19 protein-coding genes are annotated in these 24,125 nt (G+C 52.8%); 11 read left to right on the top strand and 8 right to left on the bottom strand.

Translation table 11 applies throughout. The features are described 5' to 3' along the window. The 3 genes from ATG98_RS04715 to ATG98_RS04705 are packed head-to-tail and all read left to right on the top strand — an operon-like array spanning nt 1 to nt 7,579. Entirely contained in the window at nt 1–3,144 is a 3,144-nt protein-coding gene (locus tag ATG98_RS04715) for a site-specific DNA-methyltransferase (RefSeq protein WP_098422243.1), read from the top strand. Continuing rightward, nucleotides 3,144–4,241 carry a virulence RhuM family protein gene (locus tag ATG98_RS04710; RefSeq protein WP_228706012.1) on the top strand — a complete coding sequence of 366 codons (1,098 nt, stop codon included), beginning with the start codon at nt 3,144–3,146 and terminating at the stop codon, nt 4,239–4,241. Before ATG98_RS04715 ends, ATG98_RS04710 begins: the two co-directional genes overlap by 1 nt. After that, on the top strand, nt 4,238–7,579 hold the full coding sequence (locus ATG98_RS04705; RefSeq protein ID WP_218925829.1) for a DEAD/DEAH box helicase family protein: 3,342 nt from the start codon (nt 4,238–4,240) through the stop codon (nt 7,577–7,579). The genes ATG98_RS04710 and ATG98_RS04705 overlap by 4 nt, the downstream gene beginning before the upstream one ends. A 144-nt stretch (nt 7,580–7,723) precedes the next feature. Here ATG98_RS04705 and ATG98_RS04700 read toward each other — a convergent pair whose 3' ends face one another. The 3 genes from ATG98_RS04700 to ATG98_RS04690 all read right to left on the bottom strand — a co-directional run bounded on the left by ATG98_RS04700 (nt 7,724) and on the right by ATG98_RS04690 (nt 10,425). Continuing rightward, entirely contained in the window at nt 7,724–8,293 is a 570-nt protein-coding gene (locus ATG98_RS04700; RefSeq protein WP_179888046.1) for an inovirus Gp2 family protein, read from the bottom strand. A 432-nt stretch (nt 8,294–8,725) separates the two neighbouring features. After that, nucleotides 8,726–8,917 carry a helix-turn-helix transcriptional regulator gene (locus ATG98_RS04695; RefSeq protein WP_098424373.1) on the bottom strand — a complete coding sequence of 64 codons (192 nt, stop codon included), beginning with the start codon at nt 8,915–8,917 and terminating at the stop codon, nt 8,726–8,728. A gap of 59 nt (nt 8,918–8,976) precedes the next feature. Continuing rightward, nucleotides 8,977–10,425, bottom strand: coding sequence for a hypothetical protein (locus ATG98_RS04690; protein WP_098422241.1), 1,449 nt, complete (start codon nt 10,423–10,425; stop codon nt 8,977–8,979). Nucleotides 10,426–10,563: 138 nt separating this feature from the next. On the opposite strand from ATG98_RS04690, the gene ATG98_RS04685 reads away from it, so the two are divergent. Together ATG98_RS04685 and ATG98_RS04680 are read left to right on the top strand one after the other, a co-directional pair. Beyond that, nucleotides 10,564–11,298, top strand: a complete 735-nt coding sequence (locus ATG98_RS04685; protein WP_098422240.1) for a ribbon-helix-helix domain-containing protein — start codon at nt 10,564–10,566, stop codon at nt 11,296–11,298. A 408-nt stretch (nt 11,299–11,706) separates the two neighbouring features. Beyond that, a complete protein-coding gene (locus ATG98_RS04680; protein ID WP_098422239.1) occupies nt 11,707–12,414 on the top strand; it encodes a 2OG-Fe(II) oxygenase in 708 nt (235 codons plus the stop codon). Nucleotides 12,415–12,448: 34 nt separating this feature from the next. On the opposite strand, the gene ATG98_RS04675 is transcribed toward ATG98_RS04680, so the two are convergent. The 4 genes from ATG98_RS04675 to ATG98_RS04660 are packed head-to-tail and all read right to left on the bottom strand — an operon-like array spanning nt 12,449 to nt 16,182. Then, on the bottom strand, nt 12,449–12,631 hold the full coding sequence (locus tag ATG98_RS04675; protein WP_098422238.1) for a DUF2256 domain-containing protein: 183 nt from the start codon (nt 12,629–12,631) through the stop codon (nt 12,449–12,451). After that, nucleotides 12,631–14,133: a cryptochrome/deoxyribodipyrimidine photo-lyase family protein gene (locus ATG98_RS04670; RefSeq protein WP_098422237.1), complete on the bottom strand. Its 1,503-nt coding sequence runs from the start codon at nt 14,131–14,133 to the stop codon at nt 12,631–12,633. Before ATG98_RS04670 ends, ATG98_RS04675 begins: the two co-directional genes overlap by 1 nt. A 12-nt stretch (nt 14,134–14,145) precedes the next feature. After that, nucleotides 14,146–15,234 carry a CaiB/BaiF CoA transferase family protein gene (locus ATG98_RS04665; RefSeq protein WP_179888044.1) on the bottom strand — a complete coding sequence of 363 codons (1,089 nt, stop codon included), beginning with the start codon at nt 15,232–15,234 and terminating at the stop codon, nt 14,146–14,148. 60 nt (nt 15,235–15,294) lie between these two features. Next, a complete protein-coding gene (locus ATG98_RS04660; RefSeq protein WP_098422236.1) occupies nt 15,295–16,182 on the bottom strand; it encodes a universal stress protein in 888 nt (295 codons plus the stop codon). Nucleotides 16,183–16,337: 155 nt separating this feature from the next. Between ATG98_RS04660 and gmk the strand changes: the two genes are divergently transcribed. The 4 genes from gmk to ATG98_RS04640 all read left to right on the top strand — a co-directional run bounded on the left by gmk (nt 16,338) and on the right by ATG98_RS04640 (nt 20,063). Then, nucleotides 16,338–16,982, top strand: a complete 645-nt coding sequence (gene gmk, locus ATG98_RS04655) for a guanylate kinase (RefSeq protein ID WP_098419697.1) — start codon at nt 16,338–16,340, stop codon at nt 16,980–16,982. Between the two features lie 83 nt (nt 16,983–17,065). Beyond that, on the top strand, nt 17,066–17,278 hold the full coding sequence (gene rpoZ, locus ATG98_RS04650; RefSeq protein WP_026223933.1) for a DNA-directed RNA polymerase subunit omega: 213 nt from the start codon (nt 17,066–17,068) through the stop codon (nt 17,276–17,278). Nucleotides 17,279–17,436: 158 nt separating this feature from the next. Further along, entirely contained in the window at nt 17,437–19,560 is a 2,124-nt protein-coding gene (locus ATG98_RS04645) for a RelA/SpoT family protein (protein WP_098419696.1), read from the top strand. Between the two features lie 116 nt (nt 19,561–19,676). Beyond that, complete coding sequence (locus ATG98_RS04640) at nt 19,677–20,063, top strand: Rid family detoxifying hydrolase (protein ID WP_098422235.1); 387 nt, start codon at nt 19,677–19,679, stop codon at nt 20,061–20,063. Here the strand turns inward: ATG98_RS04640 and ATG98_RS04635 are convergent. Continuing rightward, the gene (locus ATG98_RS04635) at nt 20,060–20,938 is read right to left on the bottom strand and encodes an NAD-dependent epimerase/dehydratase family protein (protein WP_098422234.1); all 879 of its coding nucleotides are present in this window, start codon (nt 20,936–20,938) and stop codon (nt 20,060–20,062) included. The genes ATG98_RS04640 and ATG98_RS04635 overlap by 4 nt on opposite strands. Before the next feature lie 74 nt (nt 20,939–21,012). Between ATG98_RS04635 and ATG98_RS04630 the strand changes: the two genes are divergently transcribed. Continuing rightward, nucleotides 21,013–21,969, top strand: a complete 957-nt coding sequence (locus tag ATG98_RS04630) for a hydrogen peroxide-inducible genes activator (RefSeq protein ID WP_098419693.1) — start codon at nt 21,013–21,015, stop codon at nt 21,967–21,969. A gap of 7 nt (nt 21,970–21,976) precedes the next feature. Further along, the gene (gene recG / locus ATG98_RS04625; protein ID WP_098419692.1) at nt 21,977–24,052 is read left to right on the top strand and encodes an ATP-dependent DNA helicase RecG; all 2,076 of its coding nucleotides are present in this window, start codon (nt 21,977–21,979) and stop codon (nt 24,050–24,052) included. The last annotated feature ends 73 nt before the right edge of the window (nt 24,053–24,125 follow it).

Here is a 24,125-nt window from a genome sequence, read left to right as displayed (position 1 = left end):
ATGAGCTCAATTAAAAACGCTAAATTCCAGGAACTCGTTGCCAAGCTGCGCGAGATTTTCCAGATTGACCGTCCAGAGCTGGATTTTGGCATCTACCGTATTCTCAATGCCCGCGCTGATGAGATTAATGAGTACTTGGAACGGCGCTTACCTGAAAAAGTACAAACTGCACTGAGCAGCGGCAATGCAGCCCAAAGCGAGCAGGTTGTCCGTGAGCTGAAAGAAAAAGAAGAGCAGTACACCGCCGACGGAATCGATCCAAATAATGTGCCAAAGGTGCAGGAGCTGCGACAAAAACTGGCTGCTTACAGCACCGGTGCTTCAGAGCACGAAAACGCCGTCTTTTCTCACCTGCTAAATTTTTTCTCACGTTATTACAATAACGGCGACTTTATAAGCCAGCGCCGGTACAAGGGCGATACATACGCTATCCCCTACGCCGGGGAAGAAGTGATGCTGCACTGGGCCAACAAAGACCAGTACTACACCAAAAGTGGTGAGAACTTCGCAAATTATAGCTTTAAGTTAGAAGACGGACGCACGGTGCACTTCCGCCTGGTATCGGCAGATACTGCAAAAGACAACCGCAAGGATAACGACAAAGAGCGTCGCTTTGCGCTGATTCAGCCAAAAACAGTCATTCGCACTGATGAGCAGGGCGATGAATATGAAGATGAATTGATCCCGGTTGAGGAAATCGGCAGCGTTGATAGCCAAGAACTAGTTATTCGCTTCGAGTATGCGCCCCAATCCAAAGGCACCAAGCAGGATGCCTTGGTCAAACAAGCCGTGGACGTTGTGCTTGACGATGAAGGCGTCAAAGCTCGCTGGTTGGCTCTCGCTAACCGTGCCCCCACCGAAAAGAACCCCCAGCGGACTTTGCTGGAAAAGTACCTGACTGACTACACAACCAAGAACACTGCCGACTACTTTGTTCACAAAGATTTGGGCAGCTTCTTGCGCCGTGAGCTGGATTTCTACATTAAGAACGAAGTTATGAACCTGGACGATGTGCAGAGTGCCGGCGCCTTTGCTGACATTGAAAAAAATCTTCGTATGATCCAGTGCCTGCGCGCAATTGCTCTAGAGCTGACTGACTTTCTGGCGCAACTGGAAGACTTCCAGAAGAAGCTTTGGTTGAAGAAGAAGTTTGTTGTCTCCAGCCATTATTGCATTACCTTGGACCGGGTGCCGGAAGAGCTGTATCCAGAGATAGCAGCCAATGAAAAGCAGTGGCAAGAATGGCAGAAAATAGGGATATGGGATGGCGTCATTCCCGGTACGATTGAAGATCTAAAGTCGGGGTTATACCGGATGCTAGATACTAGTTTGTATGAAGAGTCTGTCCAAAACCGTTTGAGTCAATCAATCGATGACTTGGATTCATCAATCGATGGTTTGTTGATTAATAGTGACAATTTTCAAGCTCTGAGTTTTTTAGATGCTCGATATGCGGAAAAATTCGATTGTGTTTACATTGACCCTCCCTACAACACAAACGCTAGCGCTATTTGCTACAAAAATGGATATAAATCGTCTAGCTGGGCATCCTTAATGCAGTCCCGCCTTGAACTTACTCCAAGGCTGATGACTCCTGACGGAGTGCTTGTGTCAGCTATCGATGATGCTCAGCAACGAGAGTTAAGTTTTATATTGTCAGGTGTTTTTAATGACAATCTTCTTGGTGTTATTAATGTTCGCTCCAATCCATCAGGGCGCCCAACGCTCACTGGTTACGCGGTTTCTCACGAATACCTGCTTTTTGCCGGGAAATCTGACGCTTCAAAAATTCAACGGCTGCCGCCTACTGCAGCGCAGCTCGCCCGGTTCAAAGAGTCTGATCAAATTGGAATTTTCGAATGGCGTAATTTGCGTCGAGAGGGTTCGGACTCTGATAGAGATAAGCGTCGCGCAATGTACTACCCGATCTATGTGACCGACAACGAGTTGCGTGTACCAAAAATGGATTGGCGCGAGGAAACAGAAGAGTGGATTCCCTGTGAACAACCTGTCGCCGGCGAAGAAGCCGTTTTCCCAGATAATGAAGACGAGGATCAGAAGCGCTGGCGCTGGGAGTGGCGAACGGTTGAAGCAAGAAAGTCGGACCTGGCGGTACGAAAAGATCGCTCAGGCAAGAATTATGTTTACTACAAGCGACGTCCGAATGAAGGGGGGGTCGTTTCTGTATCAACATGGGCAGACTCCAAACACTCATCCACGGAGCATGGTTCTGCACTACTCAAGGCACTTTTTGGCGTCAACCCTTTTTCCTATCCAAAGTCTATCCATGCCGTAGTCGATTCGATTTACATCTCAGGCGCATCCAACCCTAATGCCTATATCTTAGACTACTTTGGAGGATCGGGGACAACGGCGCATGCAGTAATAAATCTCAACAGAAGAGATGGAGGGCATCGGCGATATGTGATTGCTGAGCAAGGCGAGTACTTTGATGCCGTACTGAAACCAAGGTTGCAGAAAGTTGTTTTTTCTGCAGGGTGGGCGAATGGAAAACCCATCGCTCCTCAAAAAACCGCTTCTCATTGCTTCAAAGTCCTCAAACTGGAAAGCTATGAGGACGCCCTGAATAATCTGCAACTGCGCCGTGATGCAAAACAGGGTCAGACCTTTGAGATGCTTGCTCAGTCAGCCAAGGATGACTACCTGCTGCACTATATGCTGGATGTGGAAAGCAGGGGTTCGTTGTTGTCCGTTGAGGATTTCCGAAAACCTTTTGATTACGCCATGAACATCGCTACTGATTCAGCCGGTGCCTATGAGCGCACGAAGGTTGATCTGGTGGAAACCTTCAACTACCTGATTGGTCTACGTGTAAAACATGTTGATGCCCAGCAGCAGCGCGGCTTTATTACGGTCACTGGCACCCTGCCCAGCGGTGAGAGCTGCTTAGTGCTGTGGCGCGATTGCGATGTACTGGATTATGAAGGTGTCACTCGTCTTTGCGACAAACTGGCTATCAATCCAGCCGACAATGAGTTCGACGTGGTGTATATCAACGGTGACCACAACATCCCTACCGTGCTGACCCAGACCGATGAAGAAGGCGGCGCCACTCGTGTACTGAAGTTGCGCCAGATCGAGCCCGAGTTTCTAGAGCGTATGTTCTCGGTGGAGGATGTGTAATGGCCGACCATGAGTATACATCGCTTTCAGATCTGCACATGGCCGGTGAGTTGGTTATTTATCCTGGTAAAGATGGTCGCTTGCGCGTGGAGGCAAGGCTGTACGATGAAAGCCTCTGGCTAACGCAGAAGCAGATGGCCGAGCTGTTTGGTGTGACAGTACCAACGATCAATGAACATTTGAAAAACATCTTTCAGGACAATGAGCTGCAAGAAGAAGCAGTTATTCGGAAATTCCGAATAACTGCTTCTGATGGTAAGCGCTATCTGACTGGCTTCTACCATTTGGACGCCATTATTTCTGTGGGCTATCGGGTGAACTCAGTACACGCTACTCAGTTTCGCCAGTGGGCTACTCAGGTTTTGCGCGAGTACATCGTCAAAGGTTTTGCCATGGACGATGAGCGTCTTAAGAACCCGCCAGTAGCAGGGTCTGGCGTCCCTGACCGCTTCGACGAACTGCTGGAACGTATCCGCGATATTCGCGCCAGCGAGCGGCGGATGTACTTGCGGGTGCGAGAAATCTTTACCTTGGCAGCGGACTACCAGCCGTCACTGAGGGAAACCACGCGCTTTTTTCAGACCATGCAAAACAAGCTGCATTTTGCAGTCGCCGGCATGACAGCACCGGAGATTATCGCCAGGCGCATTAATCACTTGATGCCCAATGCCGGGCTTACCAGTTGGGCGGGTGACGATGTGCGCAAGCGGGATGTAACGGTGGCCAAAAACTACCTGAGTGAGAACGAGATCCGCGAGCTGAACCGCATTATCACCATGTGGCTGGATTTTGCTGAAGATCAGGCTGAACGGCGGAAGCAGGTCTTCATGGCTGATTGGCAGCAGAAACTAGACGATTTTCTAAAGTTTAACGACCGCCAGATTCTGCCGGATGCAGGCAAACGCACCCGTAAGCAAGCTGATGCCATCGCTTATGCCGAGTTCGAGAAATTCGCAGAACGGCGCCGTGAGGAAAAAGAAGCACTTGGCGCCATCGAGAATATCCGCGAATTAGAGTCCACAGCTCGAATGCTGGAAAGCAAGCCCGGTAAAGCCAAAGTCGACACGCCGAGTAAGTCCGAGGGAGATGCGGAGTGAGCAAGAAAAAACAAAAACGCAGCTTCCACCAGGAACTGGTGCTAAACCGTTGGATGTTAACGTTCTTCAATACCGAAAAATTGGCCGATTTGAAGCTGCGTTTGGGTGATGACCGGCATGAAGGTATTGGCGAGGATGGACAGAGCAAGTTCTTCCATGAGTTGATGCATGGCCTGTTTAATCCCAATCTGATTGCCGAGGCGGATCTCCGCCGCTATGACTTGAGCATTGTGCGTTACTGGCAAGCGATCACTGCCGAGCGCAACAAGCTGGAGGGCCATGTACTGCAGATGAAGTACTTCCAGTATTTGTCGCTGCTGTTCAGCGAAATTTATCTTGATTGGTACTTCAACAAACGACAAGCCTTGCTTGACGGTGTAAATGAGCAAATGACGCGCTACCGGGGGGAACAGGGCGCGGAACCCTTCCGGGACTTCGTGGCCGATGATCTGAACAAAGTAGCGTTTTGGAATGCTACGGGTAGTGGTAAAACCCTGCTACTACACGTCAACATCAAGCAGTACCTACATTACTTTCAGGCGGGCCATTCGAGCAGTCATCCGGACAAGATTATTCTGCTGACTCCCAATGAGGGGCTGTCACGGCAGCACCTGGAAGAGCTTAAGTTGTCTGGATTCCCGGCGCAGCACTTCAACAAAAACCAAACGCTGAAGTATCCCGGCATGGTTGAGGTCATCGACATCAATAAGCTGGGCGACGAAATGGGCGACAAGACCGTCGCGGTGGAAGCGTTCGAGGGCAATAATTTAGTCTTGGTGGATGAAGGCCACCGGGGCACGGGTAAAGATGCCACTGCATGGATGAGGCGCCGTAACGCCCTGGTGCAGGGGGGCTTCGCGTTTGAGTATTCTGCTACTTTTGGGCAGGCCGTTGCCAAAGGCTATACCGTAGAAATGGCCGAGCTGGAGATCCAGAAAAAGCGCGCCAAGATGTTGTTCGGCACGACTAACATCAAAAAGCTGGATGAAGACCAATTCGCGCAACTGGCATTGAGTCCTGAAGAGCGGCGTTTTGCCCGGGTGACGGCTACCCGAGAGACCTACGCCAAATGTATTCTGTTCGATTATTCCTACAAATTCTTCTATGAAGACGGTTACGGCAAGGACTCGCTGATTCTCAATATGAGCGGGGAGGCCTACGAGCAGGAGGATAATGCGGCCAAGTATTTCACCGCTTGCCTTCTGGCCTTCTATCAACAGCTTTGGCTGTGGAGTACCCACGGCGACAAGCTGAGCGATTTCAATATCGAAAAGCCACTGTGGGTGTTTGTGGGTAATACGGTTTCTGGCGAAGAGTCAGATATTCTGGAAGTGGTGAAGTTTCTGGCTGACTTCCTGAATAACGATGCGCAAATTAAGGTCTGGCTGTCCGATTTGGTTGCTGATAAAGCGCAGATTCTGGATGCCAAGGGAAACAACATTTTCAGTGGGCGCTTTACGCCCCTTATGGGGTTTGCAGGCAACGTTGACGCTCTTTATGCCGATATTTTGCAGCGAGTGTTTAATGCCCCGGCTCGACAGCGGCTGAAGCTGGTTAATATCAAGAGCAGCAAGGGCGAGTTGGCATTGCGTATTGGTGATGCTGAGCCATTTGGGTTGATCAACATCGGGGATGATAGCAAGTTTTTCAGTCAGGCAGAGGACGTAGCGGCGTTCGATAGCGAGCGCGATGATTTCGGTGGCGCCTTGTTTGGCACACTGAACAATAAGCGTAGCCAGCTTAATGTATTGATCGGCTCACGGAAGTTCACCGAAGGCTGGAGCAGTTGGCGTGTGTCTACCATGGGCTTGTTGAATATGGGGCAGGGTGAAGGCTCGCAAATCATCCAGTTATTTGGTCGCGGTGTGCGTCTCAAAGGTAAGGGTTTTTCATTAAAGCGCACCACTCCGCAGGAACGCCCGAAGGGAACGCATCTGGATAAGCTTGAAACGCTTAATGTTTTCGGTGTGCGTGCCAGCTATATGGCAGCGTTTAAAGACTACTTGCGCGAGGAAGGGATTACGCCCAGTGACGAGATTCTGGAGCTGGACTTTCCCACAAGAGCGAACCTGCCTGCAGGTAAGCTGAAGACTCTGGCGCTGAAAGATGGTTACAAGGATAACCAGAAGCAGGGTTTCAAACGCACACATTATCCCTGGTTGTATGAGATTCCGGCGGAGTTTGCGAACAAGATCAAAAGCCCCCATGTGATCTTGGACTTGTATCCTCGTGTGGAGGCCCTTAGCACAGAGCGCAATACGAGGAGCCTGGTAACTACTGAGGCGCGTCATAAAGGCAAGCTGAGTGCTGATGTTTTTACCCTGTTCAACTGGGATCGGATTTATTTGGCATTGCAGGAATATAAAATTCAGCGCAGCTGGAGCAATCTGCGATTGGATCGCCAGAAGCTCATCGGCTTCTGTTCAGGTCCAGCCGATTGGTACACGCTGTTTATTCCAGCGGTTGAATTGACGGTTCGACGCTTCCGCGATGTTAGTAAACAGGAAGACATCCTGATTCGCTTGCTGATTGAGCACACCGACCGTTTTTACAATGCATTGAAGAAAGGCTACGAAGGCCAGTTTTACGATATCGCCCATATCGACGAAGATCACGGATCGATGCTCAAGCTTTATCAATTTGAAATAGACAACACTGATAGTGGGCTGGAGTATTTAAAAAAGCTGGAAGTGCTGAAACAGTTGGTGGCCGATGGCAAGATCGGCGAGGCAAGTCAATGGAATGCGCCTCACATGGTGGCTATCAGTTTTGATCGCCATTTGTACTACCCACTGCTGGCGCCAGAAGATAAGGAATTAGTACCTTTGAAAATGCGTCCCCTGGGCTTTGACGCGCCCAGCGAATGGCAGTTTGTTCAGGATCTGGAGGAATTTTATAGGTCGCCGGAAGGCAAAGAAGTGATTGGTTCGCGCAGCCTGTACCTGTTGCGAAATGCCGATAGTGAAAAGAAAGGTCTGGGTTTTGCGCTGGCAGGCAATTTCTACCCGGATTTCCTTTTGTGGTTGGTGGACGAAGCGACAGGGCAGCAGTGGCTGTCTTTCGTTGATCCTAAAGGGCTACGGAACCTGGATCTCTCGCATCCAAAGCTTGGGCTTTACAAGGAAGTGAAAACACTGGAGCAAACTCTTGGCGCACAGGCCAAGCCTGGAGAGCCACCTTTGGTTCTGAATGCTTTTGTGCTGTCACCGACCAAGTTTTCAGATTTGCTCAACGTGGGTGATCCGACCCAGAAGGCTGAACTGGAGAATCGGCATGTATTGTTTATGGAAGATGGCGGCAAGACCTATCTAAATAAATTATTCGCGAGGCTGCATTAACAAGAGCGCCAGCGGCCACGTTATTGCGTGGCCGGTTTGCCTTGGCTAGATTCAGACAAAGCTGTCCAAGCTAATTTTGTCGTATTCGGTAACTGTTTAGTAATTCCCTTCCCTGAGACTGATGTCGGTATTTGCTCCCCTCCCTCAGCTTCGACTCGTTCCAAAAGCCCGCATTCCATGGCCGTAGTGCTTGGTAGCGGCCTTGCACATGTAAGAAGCACGGTGAAACGCCCTATGAAGGCCGTTCTCATCACTCCTATCGATCCAATACATCGGATTTTCTGGCACATGTATCCATGGCTGCGCCCTATTCCACTCCTGGTTTAACCCACTGTTCCAAGCGCGGGAGATTCGATTGAAGAGATTTTCATTAGGCGAGCATGCCTTGCCGATCGTGTGGTAAGCGTCGCGGTTGAGTATCAGAAGGAAATGGTAATGCGGTTTGCCGTTGGCGCCAACCTCCCGACACCAGACGTAACGCACCTCGCTATCAGGTGCCCAGCCAGATTGGCGCTTTGTTTCACGATCGTGCTTGATGATGGCCCTAAGGGATGCAATGAACCGTTTGATCAGCTCCTTGTGATTCTCCACTGTCATCCCGTCACTGATCGCGGTAGGGATGACTGGGTCAAAACGAATGGCCGATACCCGAGGGTAGTGGTTCATCGCATTCAGAAGCGTGGCATGGAGTGCCTCGAGGTACTCGGTCACCATTGGTAAGGACTCTGCCAGAACGGGCATGCCGCAGAATGAGTTTAAGGAGTGGAGATGGAGGTTGGGGTTGGATGGGTGTCGCTTTGGCATTTTTCATTCCGATAATGTAGGAGAGCGCCCATGAACCGGAGGGTATGGGCGATTGTTTCAGGCACGATGAATTCTCCAACGCTTTGCTGGATTCAGAAGATTTATGGGTAGGTAGGTATTGCTATGTTGTATCTGGGTTAGGTGCGGGGCTTGGTGCGTGGCTTGGTGCGGGGCTTGGTGCCCCTCCCCACTTGGAGGGTTGTGATTGGTAATAATAATTAAACAAGGGTCGCAAACGATGATCTGTGTATCGTCGATGCGCGTGGACACTGGTGTTCAATGGGGGGCAGTGGTGGAATATCGACTCTTCAATTACATTAAATAAATTTCGCGTTCCGCATGTTAAATCGCTTCGCAGTCCCTTTGCTCGATTGCACCGTGTATCCAGGCTTCGATTTCGCTTTCTACCCAGGCAACGGCACGGGTGCCAAGTTTGATGGGCTTCGGGAATTTTTCCTCACTGATGTATTTATAGACCGTAGACCTAGCAAGTCCGGTGCGGTCCATGACGACTTTAATGCGAATCAGTTTCATGCTCATGATGAACTCCTGTTATTCGTTCATGAGATGAAGCTGGTGAGTATTACTTTACATCATTCATGCTTCTCACCTGCCAATATATCCAACTCCTTTGGCAATGAAAGGCTGACACTGGTGACTACACGCAAGCGATCACTTAAATATGTAACACCGTCGGAGAGGCGGAAATAGGCTTCCAATTTCCAGCTCTTGGCACCTTCAGAGCACAGCGGCTCTATGATGAAAGCCGCGGTGGAAAAATCGCATTCAGAATGTTGGTCGATGTTTTTTAAGTAGCGCCATAGCTGAACTGCCACGTGATGAGACAATGCATAGATGAACGTGAATAATGGGCCATTGGAGCAGGGCTCGCACTCTTCACTATCAACTTTTGCCAGGAAGTTGCAGTCCCTCTGAATAGCCGCCATCACTGCGTTGACGGGATCGTGGGTCTCCCCCCACTCACGCTCGAAAACACTCCAGTGGTTGGAAAGCAACATCATTGCATAGCTGTGTATGTGGGCTTTGAAAATGGCCCCCATGCCCAACCGGTGCATTCTTAAGAGGTCGTCAGCTACCGGTTTTAAGAGCTTCCACGGAGGAAGAAGAGACCAAGCATCAAGAAGCAAATTATCATAGGCGCTGTAGCAACGTTCCCTTAGGAGTTGATGCCTCCGCAAAACATCGAGGTCTTTTTCGGTGGCGTCCGATGCAAGATTCTCTGCAACCCTATCGCGTATTTTTTCAGGGTTTCTGCCCAATTCACTCGCCACTATTGCGGCTTCGTAAAAGCCTGATAAGAAGTTTAAATTTTCATGCTTTCCAACGGATTTGAATATGACTTTTAGGCCAATGGAGGTTTCGCCCAGCAGAAGCGGGTGCGCTAGGTCGAGCATATAGACGGAGCACATTCGCAGCCCTTCTTTGATTCGCGGCAACCCCGCTTCGTGGCGCGCGATGACACCGAATTTCTTGAGCTTGGACAATTGGCTTTTCAGCCTTTTCGTTGTCATTCCTGTGACTGCACGGAGTTGCCCATAGCTGAGGCCTCTGACAATTCCTGGCGTCTCTGCATGAGCCAGAAGAACCGCTAATAGCCAATACGTGGCAGGAACGAACATCTTCGCTCGCTGCTCTCCGCTCATCCGATTCTGAGACTTTTGTCTTTGTGATTCTCTATCTGTGATTGCTTGGTGGCAGAGCGATTCGATTTCGAGCCGGTGGACGGTTACAGGTGCGTCCAGTTTTTCCAGCTGTTGGCGAAACTTTGGCGAGACATGATGGCTTGATACCGGGCGCCCCCTTCCATGTCGGACAGTTTCATAGATGACTTGGTTATTTGCTTTCAAAAAATCGAGCGCCAGCCTCGCATGTTGTGGTGACATTCCAAGCTGGCGATGAAGCTCCTTAAGCGAGGATGTAATTGTTTGGTCGAGACCAGAGATATTTGACCACTGAAGCAATAACCAGCGTGCCTCAGGGCTTAATTTCAGATCTGGATAGTAAAACAGGTTAATTTCCATCAGCAGGATTCTATCAGGTTTAATTTATTTTAACTCGGATATGAACCCCATCTGTTGGCTAAAATCACAGTGTTATCATACTAGTGATAATGCTCGTATAATCAGAAGTTAACTTGTAACGCAAATGTGGGTAGACGTATGAAATCGGATGCATTCAATGGGCAGGGAGACGCTCTGGTTTCTTGGATAGAACCAGATGTGGATGAGCAGATCCGCTGGATATCCAGTTATCTTTACAAAAAAGGGAGGAGTGATTTATTAAATGAACATCCAGCTTATCCGGCAGATGGAGAGAGGCTTCTCGCGGCAATCAGGAATGTTGTCGCTAATGATAATCTTTCACGAGACTTGATTCGAAGCATGCGAGGAGCTTGGCATCAGCGCAAATATCGTGAGCGTAGTGGTAAGCAAGTTAGTTTTCAGCTTCCTGAAGATGTCATCAGAGGGCTTGATAAAATTTCCAAGGACGGGGGGAAATCGAGAACTCAGGCGATACGGCAAATCATTCGTAATGCCAACAAGCGAAATAAATATGAAAAAAGTCGGTCTCGGGGAAAAGTCTTAAAGCTTGAAAATAATTTAAAGAAACTGAAGGAAAAGAAGCTGGATGCTGAAGCTGTTCGCAACGGAATAATCAGCATCCTTTCGAAAAGAATGGTTCAAGAAGTTATGGCTAGATGTGATTGTGAAGCAGTCTGCGGGGCCAGCAAAAGTGAACAAGCGGAGGTGCACAGAAGCAGTCAATACTGGGAGCTTGTCAAAGAAAGAATCGATGAAATCGACAAGCTTGTTTGGGAAATTGGGGTTCTAGGATCTGGCGTCGAGCCCCTTGTAAATTTAATTCCGCAGCCTCAAAGCGAAATAGACAAGTAAGGCTAATAATGCATGCTAATCTCTGGGAGATGTCCTTGGCAATTTCTAGTGGCTGCAGAGGAAGCGACAACTCGGTCGAATGCTGTATAGCAGAATGTTGGTTTCGCATCGAAGCTAGGCTGTTTGGGCTCTGATGGTGACGCAGGAGGTAGACGACGAAGCTGACGCTGCCTCAGTGAAGTATTTGCCGTTACAAATTTTTTTGCAAGCACGCTTCTATCTGGGGAGTATATTGGGTAGTAATTTAAAAAAATTACTATTTTATTTTTAATAACCTATTGATTCAAAATAAAATTTACAGCCCATTCTATTTTAAGGTGCAGAACATAGAGTGATGTTCTACAACCATACGTTTAGTCACAAGGCAATAGAGCGCTGGACCAGTGTATTAAAGTGGAGAATGAACGTATGAGTGCACTGGTTCGGTTTAATGATGACTGCGGCACAGGCGATAGCCAGCACGTCTTTGAGGCTATTGCGGCAGACTTGCTGGAGAAAGGCTACAGCATCAAACCTAATGCCCTGCCCACAAACCTGCTGAGCGGGCTTTGGCAACAGCTGCGTACTATGCCCGGCCACCAGTTTGATCCCGCCGGTGTTGGAAGGCAGCAAGCCCACACGGTCAATAATTTTATACGCAGCGACGCCATAAGCTGGATAGAGCGCGATACGCCTGCGGGCGAGGACTGGCTGAACTGGGCCGCTGAGTTGCAGCAGTATCTTAATCGCCGTTTGTTTCTCGGTTTATTCTCCTTTGAAAGTCATTTTTCGCACTACGCGCCGGGTGATTTCTACAAGAAGCATCTGGATGCTTTCAAAGGGCAGTCAAACCGGATGTTGTCGGTGGTGCTGTACCTTAACCCGGACTGGATGCCGGACGATGGCGGCGAGTTGGCGCTTTATCACGGCGATCAGAGTCATCACGGTGAACGGAGTCATCACGGTGAACAGAGCCAGAGCGTACTTAAAGTAACGCCCAGCATGGGCACTTTGGTTGCCTTCCTTAGTGAAGAATTCCCCCACGAAGTTCTCCCGGCCAAACGCGACCGTTATGCTATTGCTGGCTGGTTCCGGGTAAACACCACCAGTACCGGGCGGGCAGATCCGCCGGATTAAAGCCGGGACAGATTTTAAATCTGTCCCGGTTCACTCACCGAGGCTTGCGTAATTCCGCCCTGTCGCCGTCACTTGCGCGATTACGATTACGATTGCGCCGGCAGCGCTCCGAGCAGTGCACCACTTCATCCCAGCAGTTTTGCCACTTTTTGCGCCAACTGAAGGGTCGGCCACAGGTAGGGCAGGTTTTTTGTGGTAGTGGTTTTTTGGCGGTCATCAGCGTCGTCTTTGGTGAAAGTTGTTGCTGCCTGGTGCGTTTACGTGGCGTTGTAATATGCGCTCGCCTTCCTGCTTTACTTCCGGCCGGCTCCGCCATTCCCAAAGGCGATCCCGCGCTGCTGCGTAAGCAGGCGCCAGTTCGAACAATGGCGCCGGGTAATGCTGGCCAATCTGCAAATCAAACATCTGTTCTTCCATCGGCGTCAGAAGCCACGGCTTGTGCAACAGGGTGTCTGGCAGTTCGGCCAACTCCGGCACCCACTGGCGGATAAACGTGCCCTGTGGGTCTTGCTCCTGTGACTGCAATACCGGGTTATAAATCCGGATGGTGTTGATACCGGTCACGCTCGCCTGCATTTGAAATTGCGAGTAGTGAATACCCGGTTCGTAATCCAGGAACATCCGCGCCAGATGGTGCACGCCCCGCTGCCAGTCGATATTCAGCAAATGGCATAGAAAACTCACCAGCATGGCGCGCATGCGGAAGTTGATGTAGCCGGTGGCGTGCAGGCAGCGCATACAGGCGTCTACCAGCGGGTAGCCGGTGCGGCCATCTTGCCAGGCTGCCAGATCGGTGTTCACGCCGTCGTCTGTGCGGTAGGGGTAGGTCAGGTATCCGTGATTCACCGGCCGCTGCTCCATGGCACATTCGCTTTCAAATTTCTGAATGAAATGGCAGTGCCAGTGCAGGCGCGAGGCAAAAGCTCGCAGTGAGCGGTCCCAGCCCGGATTTTGTCGGCTGGCGCGATACTGCTGATAGGCTTGGCGCAGGCTGATATTGCCAAAAGCCAGGTAGGGTGAAAGCCGCGAACAATAGGTGCGGCTGGAGATGGGGCTTGACACAGAGCCACTATAAAGCCGGCCTCTAGCGTTGAAAAAACTATCCATCCACTGATGTGCTGCGGTTTCGCCGCCGGTTTGAAATTGCGGATCCGGGAGCAACCATTCGTTGGACGGTTGCCAGTCGGTAAGGGCGTGCGGATGTATAACGCGGAGTTGCCGCAGGTCCGCGTGTTGCTGCGGCGCGCCCATCACTTGCTGCCAGTGATGGTCCCAACCATCGCGATTGAACGCCCCGCGAATCACCGCGCCGGTCGCGAACTCCTGCCAGTTGAAGCCCTGCTGCTGGCACCACTTTGCAACCTGTTGGTCGCGTTCAAAGGTGCTGGCATCGCCGGTTTCTTCGTGGCTGAACAGCGTGTGAATGCGGTGGTGCCGTTGCAGTTGTTCCAGGATTTCAGTGCATTCGCCGAGCGCCAGCGTAACGCTAGCCTCGCAACCAGCACGTGTGAGCTGGCTGTTCATATCGCTTATCGACTCAATAACAAAGCGCCAATGGCGCTGGCTAAGGTGAGGGTTCTGCCTCTGTGAGGGCTCTACCACATACAGCAAAATAATAGGTAACCCTGTCTTGCAGGCCGCATACAGGGGAGCGTGATCTGTCAGCCTGAGATCGCGTTTGAACCAAACTACATTAACGAACGATTGCTCTGGGTGCATGGCGCCTTGCCACTATTGTGAGTCGAATTTTTCTTCTGTGCTCGATACGAATCGAATCGGGCTCCCGATCTGTTTCTGCATAACGCCATCTCCGCGGTCAACATCGCGCACCAGCCCGCGAGCCTTTATCTGTGGGTGATTTGCGGCCTCTGTAATGCTGAGTACCGGCTCTACGCAGGCGTCCTGGGGCTGAAAAAGTGTTTGCCAGTGGGCCAGGGTGTGTTTGAAAATCCTGGCTTTGAGCGCCACTTTAAGCAGTTGCTGATCTTCGGATTTCGGGCTTTGTGCCAACGCGGCCAGGTGGGGCAGTTCCAGTGTGTCGAACAGACGTTTTGAAAACTGGGGTTCCAGGCTGCCAATCGACAGCCAGCGGTTGTCACTGGTCTGGTAGTAGTCATAAAAGCTGCCACCGTTAAGCAGTGTCTGCTCCGGCTTCTGATCAACGCCGCCGGCAATGGCTGCGGCGCCGGTCATGGCGTTCAGCGCAAACGCTGCATCGGTCATACTTATGTCAATAAAAACACCCTGTCCAGTTTGCTGGCGATGAATGACGGCCGCCAGTATGCCCATCACGGCGTGGTGGGAACCCCCCGCAATATCGGCAATTTGAACGCCCAGCGGTGGCGGCCCGCCGGCTTTGCGACCGCAATGACTGGCCACTCCTGACAGCGAAAGATAATTGATGTCGTGGCCAGCGCGATTTCTGTATGGCCCGGTTTGGCCGTAGCCGGTAATGGCGCAGTAAATAAGACCGGGGTTGATTGCGCGCAAGGTTTCATAATCGAGCCCGAGGCGGTTCATCACACCGGGCCGGAACTGCTCCACCACAATGTCGTAATCGCCAACCAGTGTTTTTACCAAGGCCACCGCAGACGGATCTTTCAGGTTTAGCTTTAACGACTTTTTACCGCGGTTTAACAGGGAATACCCGGTGGCCAGATCGCCGTCGAAGGGCGGCATGGTGCGAACCAAATCAACGCGATCCGGGGCTTGAACCGTGAGTACCTCTGCGCCAAGATCCGCGAGCATCATGGTGGCGAAGGGCCCCGGCAGCAGTGTACTGAAATCCAGAACTTTCAGAGAATTGAGTGGCTTTGTCATGGTGTTTCCTTTCGGTGCAGATTTTTGTTGTGCCATGGCCTCAGCAGGAAATTCGCCAGTTCAACTTTTTGCCTCAACGGGTTTCAGTGCCAGCAGGTCGGTTTTCAGGGCGGTCAGCACTTTTTCTGCGGTGTTGCCAATAACTCGTGCCCGCAGGCCGGTTTTACCGGTGGTGCCAATTACCACCATGTCGGCTTTTATCTCACTGGCTACGCGCGGTATCACTTCCTGCGCCAGCCCGGCCACCAGGTGCACCTGCTCTGGTTTCAAGTGCCAGGTATTGCACAGGTGCTCCACCTTCGGGAGCAGTGCCTTGTATTGTTCCTGGTGCAGCCTTGCCGGGTGAATCATGTCCAGTTCGGCCAGCAGGGTGGGCGTATGCAAGGCGTGCACCAGATGCAGTTCGGCGCCCAGGGCTTTGGCCAGATGATACCCGCGTTCAATCAGGCGGTGGTTCAGGGCCTGTTTCACCGGGTTGGTAGAGTTTAAGTCCACGGCGACCAGAATTGGCCGAGCCTGGTGCCATTTTGCGGCTGCCACCAGCATCACCGCCGCCGGGCATTCGCGAATCAGGTGCCAGTCGGTGGGTGTATAAAGAAATGTTTCGGAGCGATTGCCGGTTTTCAGTACGGCATCCACCTGTTGTTCGCTACACCGCGCAATCAGCCACTGATGTATGTGCTTTTCCCAGACCGTGAGCGTGCTGGTTTTAAGGTCTTTGCAGTTGGCCATGGCTAGCATGCGTTCAAGCCAGGTCTGGCGCATTTTCAGCAATGAGTCCCTGGCGCGTTCACGAACCTCAGTTTTGTCGGGCAAAGCCTCCAGAAACTCGTGCACAAACGCCACGATTTCCAGGCTGGCACCGGTGGCGCGGGCCAGTTCTATGCCGCGGCCCAAGGCATGCTGATGTCTGTCGTGTGGGTCCATAACAATCAGGAGTTTTTTCATGGCAGAGTCTCCACATGGTGACGGCAAGGTGAATCGATTGCGCCAATAGTAACAGTAGGGGTGCGCTGGGGTGCGGTGCCAGGTCAAACGCCGTATAATTTTTGCTTTAACGGTTCTGTTTACGGGCCACCATTCAAGATTGGGGAGTTATTTGCATGAGTCATGCCGGAGAGCAGGGCACCCTGTTTATTATTTCTGCCCCCTCCGGGGCCGGTAAAACCAGCCTTGTGGCACAAATGCTGAAGCACGATGCAAAGCTTGGGGTGTCTGTCTCACACGCTACCCGCGCAATACGCAGCGGTGAACAGGATGGCGTAAACTACCATTTTGTCAGCCGCAGCGAATTCGAGCTTATGATTGGCCGCGGCGATTTCCTGGAACACGCCGACGTGTTCGGCAACTATTACGGCACATCACAGGTATGGGTGCGCCAGACTCTGGCGGCGGGCCGCGATGTAGTTCTGGAAATTGACTGGCAGGGAGCCCAGCAGGTTCGACGTTTGCAGCCAGGCTGTGTGAGTGTGTTTATCGTGCCTCCGTCTGCTGAAACACTGCGGGGGCGCCTGGTTGGTCGTGGCACCGACAGCGCGGAAGTAGTTGAACGGCGCTTGGCGGAGGCGGAAGATGAGTGTAGCCACGCCGTCGAGTTTGATTACCTTGTTGTTAATGATGACTTCGACCATGCCTTGGCGGATTTGCTGGCCATCGTGCGCGGCCAGCGTTTGCGTATGAATGTACAGCAGCAGCGTCACGCTGCGCTTTTGGCCGGGCTTTGCAACCATCGCGGGCGGCAAGAGTAAGGACTTTTACGGTATACAAATTGACCGTCTGGCAGTACACTGGCTGGTCTGCAAAATCAGTCATTTTATTTGTCGGGGAAATCATGGCACGAGTTACCGTTGAAGATTGTCTTGAACACGTTGATAACCGCTTTCAGCTGGTGATGCTGGCTACCAAGCGCGCGCGCCAGATTGCCACCAAAGGTGCGGAGCCCATGGTGCCACCAGAAAATGACAAGCCGACTGTAATCGCGCTGCGTGAAATTGCTGCGGGTTTGGTCAGCCGTTCATTGCTGACCGAAGATTTAGACGATTAGCAATAAGGCATTGAAATCTGTCCACACGGTTTTATAGTGTCAAGATAGCAGCGTGCTTTAAGGACTAAGGAAGGACCCGAATGCATGCATTCGGGTTTTTTTGTTTCCGGGTTTCATAAACAGGTGAGGGCGCGGTGTCATCAGAAGCAGCGGTAGACATGTTAACCAGAGAGCTGAGCAGCTATCTGGACACCAATCGCATCAATCAGGTGCGCCGAGCCTACTATTTTGCGGAACAGGCCCACGAAGGCCAAATGCGCAAGAGTGGTGACCGCTACATAACCCATCCCTTGGCCGTCGCCCGCATTCTTGCTGAAATGCGGCTGGATCATCAAAGCCTGATGGCGGCCATGCTACACGATGTGATTGAAGACACCGGCATACCCAAAGATGCGCTCGCTGACCAGTTTGGTGAAGATGTCGCCGAACTGGTAGATGGCGTCAGTAAGCTGACCCAGATTGAATTTCGCACCCGCGCCGAAGCCCAGGCCGAAAATTTCCAGAAAATGACCCTGGCCATGGCCCGCGATATTCGCGTAATTCTGGTCAAGCTGGCGGACCGCCTGCACAACATGCGCACGCTGGGCCCCATGCCCTATGAAAAGCGCAAACGCATCGCCACTGAAACATTGGATATTTACGCACCTATTGCCAATCGCCTGGGTATGCACAGCATTTCGACGGAGCTGGAAGACCTCGGGTTCTCGACCATGTACCCCATGCGTTCGAAATTCATTTCCAAAGCGGTGACCAAGCTGCGCGGCAGCCATCGGGAAATCATTGATGAAATTCGTGGCCGTCTGCACGAAAAGCTGGAAGAGCGGGGCATGCCCGGCCGGATTTTAGGGCGCGAAAAACACTTGAACAGCATTTATAACAAGATGAAGTTCAAGCAGAAATCTTTCCATGAAATTATGGATGTATACGCGTTCCGCATCATTACCGACAACGAAGACGATTGCTATCGAATCCTGGGTGCCGTGCACAGCTTGTACAAGCCCATGCCGGGGCGTTTCAAAGATTACATTGCCATGCCCAAGGTGAACGGTTACCAGTCGCTGCACACCACCTTGTTTGGTATGCACGTGAATATCGAAGTTCAGATTCGCACGGAAGAAATGGAGAACATCGCGAACAACGGCATTGCCGCTCACTGGCTTTACAAGAATGAGCCGTCTAACGGCACCAGCGTGAACCAGACTCGGGTAGATCGCTGGGTGAAAGGCCTGATGGAGATGCGTGAGCGCGCTGATGACTCGCTGGAATTTATTGAGAGCGTTAAAGAAGACCTGTTCCCTGACGAAATTTACGTATTTACGCCCCGTGGTAAAATTATGGAGCTGCCCGGCGGTGCCACGCCGGTGGATTTTGCCTATGCCATCCATACCGATATTGGCAACGCTACCGTGGCCTGCCGCATTAACCGCAATCTGGGCTCCCTAAGCCAGCCTTTACAAAGCGGGCAGACGGTGGAAATTATCACCGCGCCCGGCGCGAGGCCGAACCCCGCCTGGCTCAACTTTGTGGTAACCGGCAAGGCCCGTGGCAGTATTCGCCATGTGGTGAAAAGCGACAAACATGCGGAGTCTCTGGAGCTGGGTCAGACGCTGCTTAAGCGTTCCCTGAAAGGTTTTAGCACGCGTCTTGGTGATATCACTGACGCTCAGAAGCAGCGGGTTGTGGCTCACAATCAGGTCAACAGCTTTGAGGACCTGGTTAGCGAAATTGGTTTGGGCAATCGCATGGCGTTTCTGGTGGCGCGCCAGTTGGTGGTGGGCGCGCCCGAAGCTGAAGGTGATGCCCCGGCGGCAGCCGCGCTTCAGGAAAGCGGGCGCCAGGGCCCGGTGACGATTTGTGGCTCAGATGGCCTGCTGCTGAAATTTGCCAGTTGCTGCAAGCCCATTCCTGGTGACCCGATTGTGGGCATCATGGACTCGGGTAACGGCATGGTGATTCACTCAGACACCTGCTCCCATCTGCCAGACAACGAGCAGGGCAGGGCCATGCTGACCGATCTGAAATGGGCCAAGGACATTACCGACCAGTTTTCAGTGGAGTTGCGGGTGGAAATGGAGCGTCAGCGTGGCATTATTGCGGAAATGGCCAGCGCCGTCGCTATGGCCGACGGCAATATCGAACGCATTAACGTGGAAGATCAAAACGCCCGTTTTGGCGTTGTCAGCCTGGTGGTACACGTAACCGGCCGCCACCATTTGGCGCGAGTAATGCGACGGGTACGCAATATTCGGGCGGTTACCCACATCAGCCGGGTTCGCTACTAAAGGCACATAAGACTCTGCCATCGTAGTTCTCTGCTATCGTGGGTCTGTTAGATTTAACACCCGGCGTTATGGCGGGTGAGGATTTTTATTTGTTAACAACAGGGATATAAACAACCATGACCAACAAATCGATTATTGAAACCCAAAATGCACCGCAAGCAATCGGGCCTTACTCTCAGGCCGTAAAGGCCGGTGATACCGTGTACATTTCTGGCCAGATTCCGCTGGTGCCAGAAACCATGGAGCTGGTACAGGGCGATTTTGCAGCAAACACCCGTCAGGTATTCGACAACCTGAAGGCAGTTTGTGTGGCATCCGGTGGCTCATTGCAGGATATCGTAAAGCTGAACATTTATATGATCGATCTGGCCAATTTCGCGGTTGTGAACGAAATTATGGCCACTTACTTTCAAAAGCCTTACCCGGCCCGCGCAGCTATGGCCGTTGCCGCGCTGCCAAAAGACGTACCCATCGAAATGGAAGCGGTGATGGTGCTGACCTAAGCGCCTTTGCGCTGATCAGTTAGTTCACGGTATCCGGCGCGGAAGTCCGGGTACCGGAATTGAAAACCGGTTTTCAACAGACGCCGGTTACTGCACAGTTTGCTACCCGCCCGGCCACCATCACGGGCGTCGTCGGCTGGCGCTACGCAATCCGTATGCTGGCGAATCCATTGCACCACTTGATCCAGCCTTGCCGGCTCGCAGTCGCTGGCCAGGTAGCAGGACTGCAGAGTTTCACTGGCCGCTGCCATGGTGCTTAAGTGCACGATAGCCCGAGCGGCGTCCTGCTCGTGAATTCGGTTGCTGTAATGTGAGTGGGCCGGCGGTTTCAGTCGCCCATTGATCACCGCTTGCAAAAAACCTTGGCGCGACGGGCCATAAATGCCGCTGAACCTGACTACTGTGGCGGCAACACTGCTGGCCAACGCGGTCTGCTCTCCCAGCAACACCTGCTGCCCGCTGAACCCGCTCGGCTGCGTAGGGCTCCTCTCATCCACCCAGCCGTTATCGTCTTGCCCGTAAACCCCGGTGCTACTGACAAAGAACAACCGGCTTGGCGTCTGTCCCTTTAATTCAACCAGCAGGTTTTCCAGGGCTGTCACATAAGCCGCGTGGTAGCCCTGTTCGGTATAATCCGACGGCGTCAGGCAATAAATAACCTGGTCCAGCCGCGGTGGAAGTGTGTTTTTCAGGGTCGCGGGCTGGGTCAAATCCGCGGCTACCGGCGTGATACCTTGGGGCAGTTGATCTGTTCTGCGGCGCAGGCCAAACACTTCGGCCCCGGATTGCAGTAGCCGGGTGGCAATGGCGCCCCCCAGGTTGCCGCACCCGGCCAGCAAAATTCGTTGGTTTTTCAGGCTTTCAGCGATTGCCATAGACAATTTCAATCCTTATGCTTTGAACCATAGATAAATCAGACACTGAACGCTGTTCAGCACCGGAGCCTGCCATGACTCTTACCGAGTTACGATACGTTGTTACGCTTGCCCGTGAAAGGCATTTTGGCCGTGCTGCGGAGCGCTGTCACGTCAGTCAGCCCACCCTCAGCGTGGCGGTACGAAAGCTTGAAGTAGAGTTGGGTATCCCATTGTTTGAGCGCAGTAAAAGTAACATTCGGGTCACCGAAAGCGGACTGCGCATTGTCGAGCAGGCGCAGCGGGTGCTGGATCAGGTGGGTGTGATTAAGGACATGGCGCAGGATGGCAAAAACCAGCTTAGTTCTCCGCTAAAGGTCGGAGCCATTTACACCATAGGTCCCTACCTGTTCCCGCATTTACTGCCGGAGCTGCGGCGCGCGGCGCCAGATATGTCGTTGTATATAGAAGAAAACTACACCGCGAGTTTGCGCCAGAAACTGCGCCATTCAGAATTGGACGCGATCATTGTGGCGTTGCCGTTTGCAGAAGCCGAAGTGGTTACCCTGCCGCTTTATGACGAACCCTTTGTGGTGCTACTGCCGGCAGATCATCCGCTGACCGCCTGCGATGAAATTACCGCGGAGCAGCTGGCGCAAGAACAGCTGCTGTTGTTGGGGCCGGGGCACTGCTTCCGTGACCAGGTACTTGAATCGTTTCCGCCTTTGGTTGCGACCGTTACCCGACGCAGCGAAGGCAATGGCCCCACGCTGGTGACCGAAGGCAGCTCGCTGGAAACCATTCGCCACATGGTAGCCTCGGGCTTGGGCGTGACCGTTGTGCCGCTGTCAGCGGCCACCGGCATGCACTATCACGAAGGCGTGCTGGCGGTACGGCCATTTGCTGCGCCAGTGCCATTTCGGACCGTAGCTCTGGCTTGGAGGGTAACTTTCCCGCGGCCCAAAGCCATTGACGTGCTGTCGCTGGCGGCGAGCCAGTGCCGGGTTGTGGCAAAAGCCAGTGCAGCCAAGCCAGCAGCGGCTAAGGGCTAGGCCGGCTATGATGGCACTGGACGATATACCGGTCACTCAGCTTAAGGGCGTGGGCAACGCGCTCGCAGAAAGGCTGGGCAAGCTGGGTATCGCCTCGCTTCAGGATTTACTGTTTCACTTGCCTCACCGCTATGAAGATCGCACCCGCATTACAGCCATGGGCAGCCTGCGCATTGGCGACGTGGCGGTGGTGGAAGGTGAGGTCATGAAAACCGACATTGTGATGGGCAGGCGCCGCAGCTTGCAGGTCACCCTCAAAGACCACAGCGGCTTTGTCAGCCTGCGCTTTTTCCATTTTAACGCGGCCCAGAAAAACCAGCTTGCCGAAGGCACCCAGGTGCGTTGTTTTGGCGAAGTGCGGGCGGGCCGTTCGGGCTACGAGCTGTATCACCCCGAATACCAGACCAATCCGACGCCCATGGCGGATGAAGGCAGCGCCACATTAACCCCGGTATACCCACTTACCGAGGGTATTCAGCAGCCCCGGGTGCGGGCTTTGTGCCAGCAGGCGGTGGCGTATTTGAAGCGTTACCCCATTTACGACTGGCTGCCGCCCTGGGTGCTGGCGGATTATCAGTTACCGGCCATCACCGCCGCGGTAGAGCTGGTGCATTCACCACCCGCTAGCGCTTCGGTGGCGCAATTGCTGGAAGGGCGCCATCCGGCCCAGCAGCGGTTGGTGATGGAAGAGCTGCTGGCGCATCAGCTAAGCTTATTGCAGGTGCGCGAACAAATTCAGACGCGCCAGGCGCTACCGTTGCTGCCCCGGGGCGATTTAAGCGAGCGCTTTCTGGATTCTTTACCGTTTCGCCTAACCGGCGCTCAACGCCAGGTGTTGCAGGAAATCCGCCAGGACCTTACCCAACCCCTGCCTATGCTGCGTTTGGTGCAAGGCGATGTGGGCTCAGGCAAAACCGTGGTCGCAGCGCTGGCGGCCTTGCAGGCCATTGCGGCGGGTACTCAAGTGGCCTTGATGGCGCCCACTGAGATTCTGGCGGAGCAGCACTACCAGAATTTTTGCACCTGGCTTGCGCCGCTGGGTATCCAGCTCACCTGGCTGTCGGGCAAAGTGAAAGGCAAGGCGCGCCAGCAAGCCCTGGAAGCTGTAGCAAGCGGTGCCGCCGGTATCGCTATTGGCACCCATGCGCTGTTCCAGAACGATGTGGCATTCGACCGTCTGGCGCTGGTGATTATTGACGAGCAGCACCGCTTTGGCGTGCATCAACGCCTGGCATTGCGGGAAAAAGGCGCTGGTGGCGCGCTGGCGCCCCACCAGCTGATTATGACTGCCACGCCCATTCCGCGTACACTGGCCATGAGCGCCTATGCCGACCTGGACACCTCGGTCATTGACGAGCTGCCACCGGGGCGCAAACCCATCGAAACCATTGTTGTGCCTGACGGTCGCCGTGACGATGTGGTAGAGCGGGTACGCAATGCCTGTCAGGCCGGGCGGCAGGCGTATTGGGTGTGCACACTGATTGAAGAATCCGAGGTGTTACAGTGTCAGGCGGCAGAAGTAAGTGCGACTGAGCTCGCCGAACGCCTGCCAAACCTGCGCATCGGATTGGTTCACGGGCGATTGAAAAGTCAGGAAAAAGCCGAGGTAATGGCGCAATTCAAAAGTGGTGCACTAGACCTTCTGGTGGCTACCACCGTAATAGAGGTGGGGGTGGATGTGCCCAACGCGTCGCTGATCATTATTGAAAATCCTGAACGCCTCGGTCTGGCCCAGCTGCACCAGTTGCGGGGCCGTGTGGGGCGTGGCGAACAGGCCAGTTACTGCGTGCTGATGTACCACCCACCGCTATCGCTGAACAGTAAAGCGCGGCTGCAGGCTTTGCGCGATAGCCAGGACGGTTTTGTAATTGCGGAAAAAGACCTTGAACTTCGTGGCCCTGGCGAGGTTTTAGGTACTCGTCAGACCGGCATGATGCAGTTCAGGCTGGCGGATTTCGAGCGTGATCAGCACTGGATCGAAATCGTTCGTGAAATAGCTCCGCGACTTATGGGCAATAAAGCCGCGGTGCAGGGCCTGGTGCGGCGCTGGTTGGGTGAAAAAACCCGCTACGGCGAAGTTTAAACCTCATCTGCATTTGACGAATGGCAACGTTGTTGTCCTCAGGTGGGCTACTGTAATAACTGAAGAACGATCA

Source organism: Marinobacter sp. LV10R520-4 (genome assembly GCF_002563815.1).
Taxonomy (GTDB): Bacteria; Pseudomonadota; Gammaproteobacteria; order Pseudomonadales; family Oleiphilaceae; genus Marinobacter.
The sequence above is the reverse complement of the archived record's forward strand: the minus strand, read 5'-3'. Positions and strand labels throughout refer to the sequence as shown.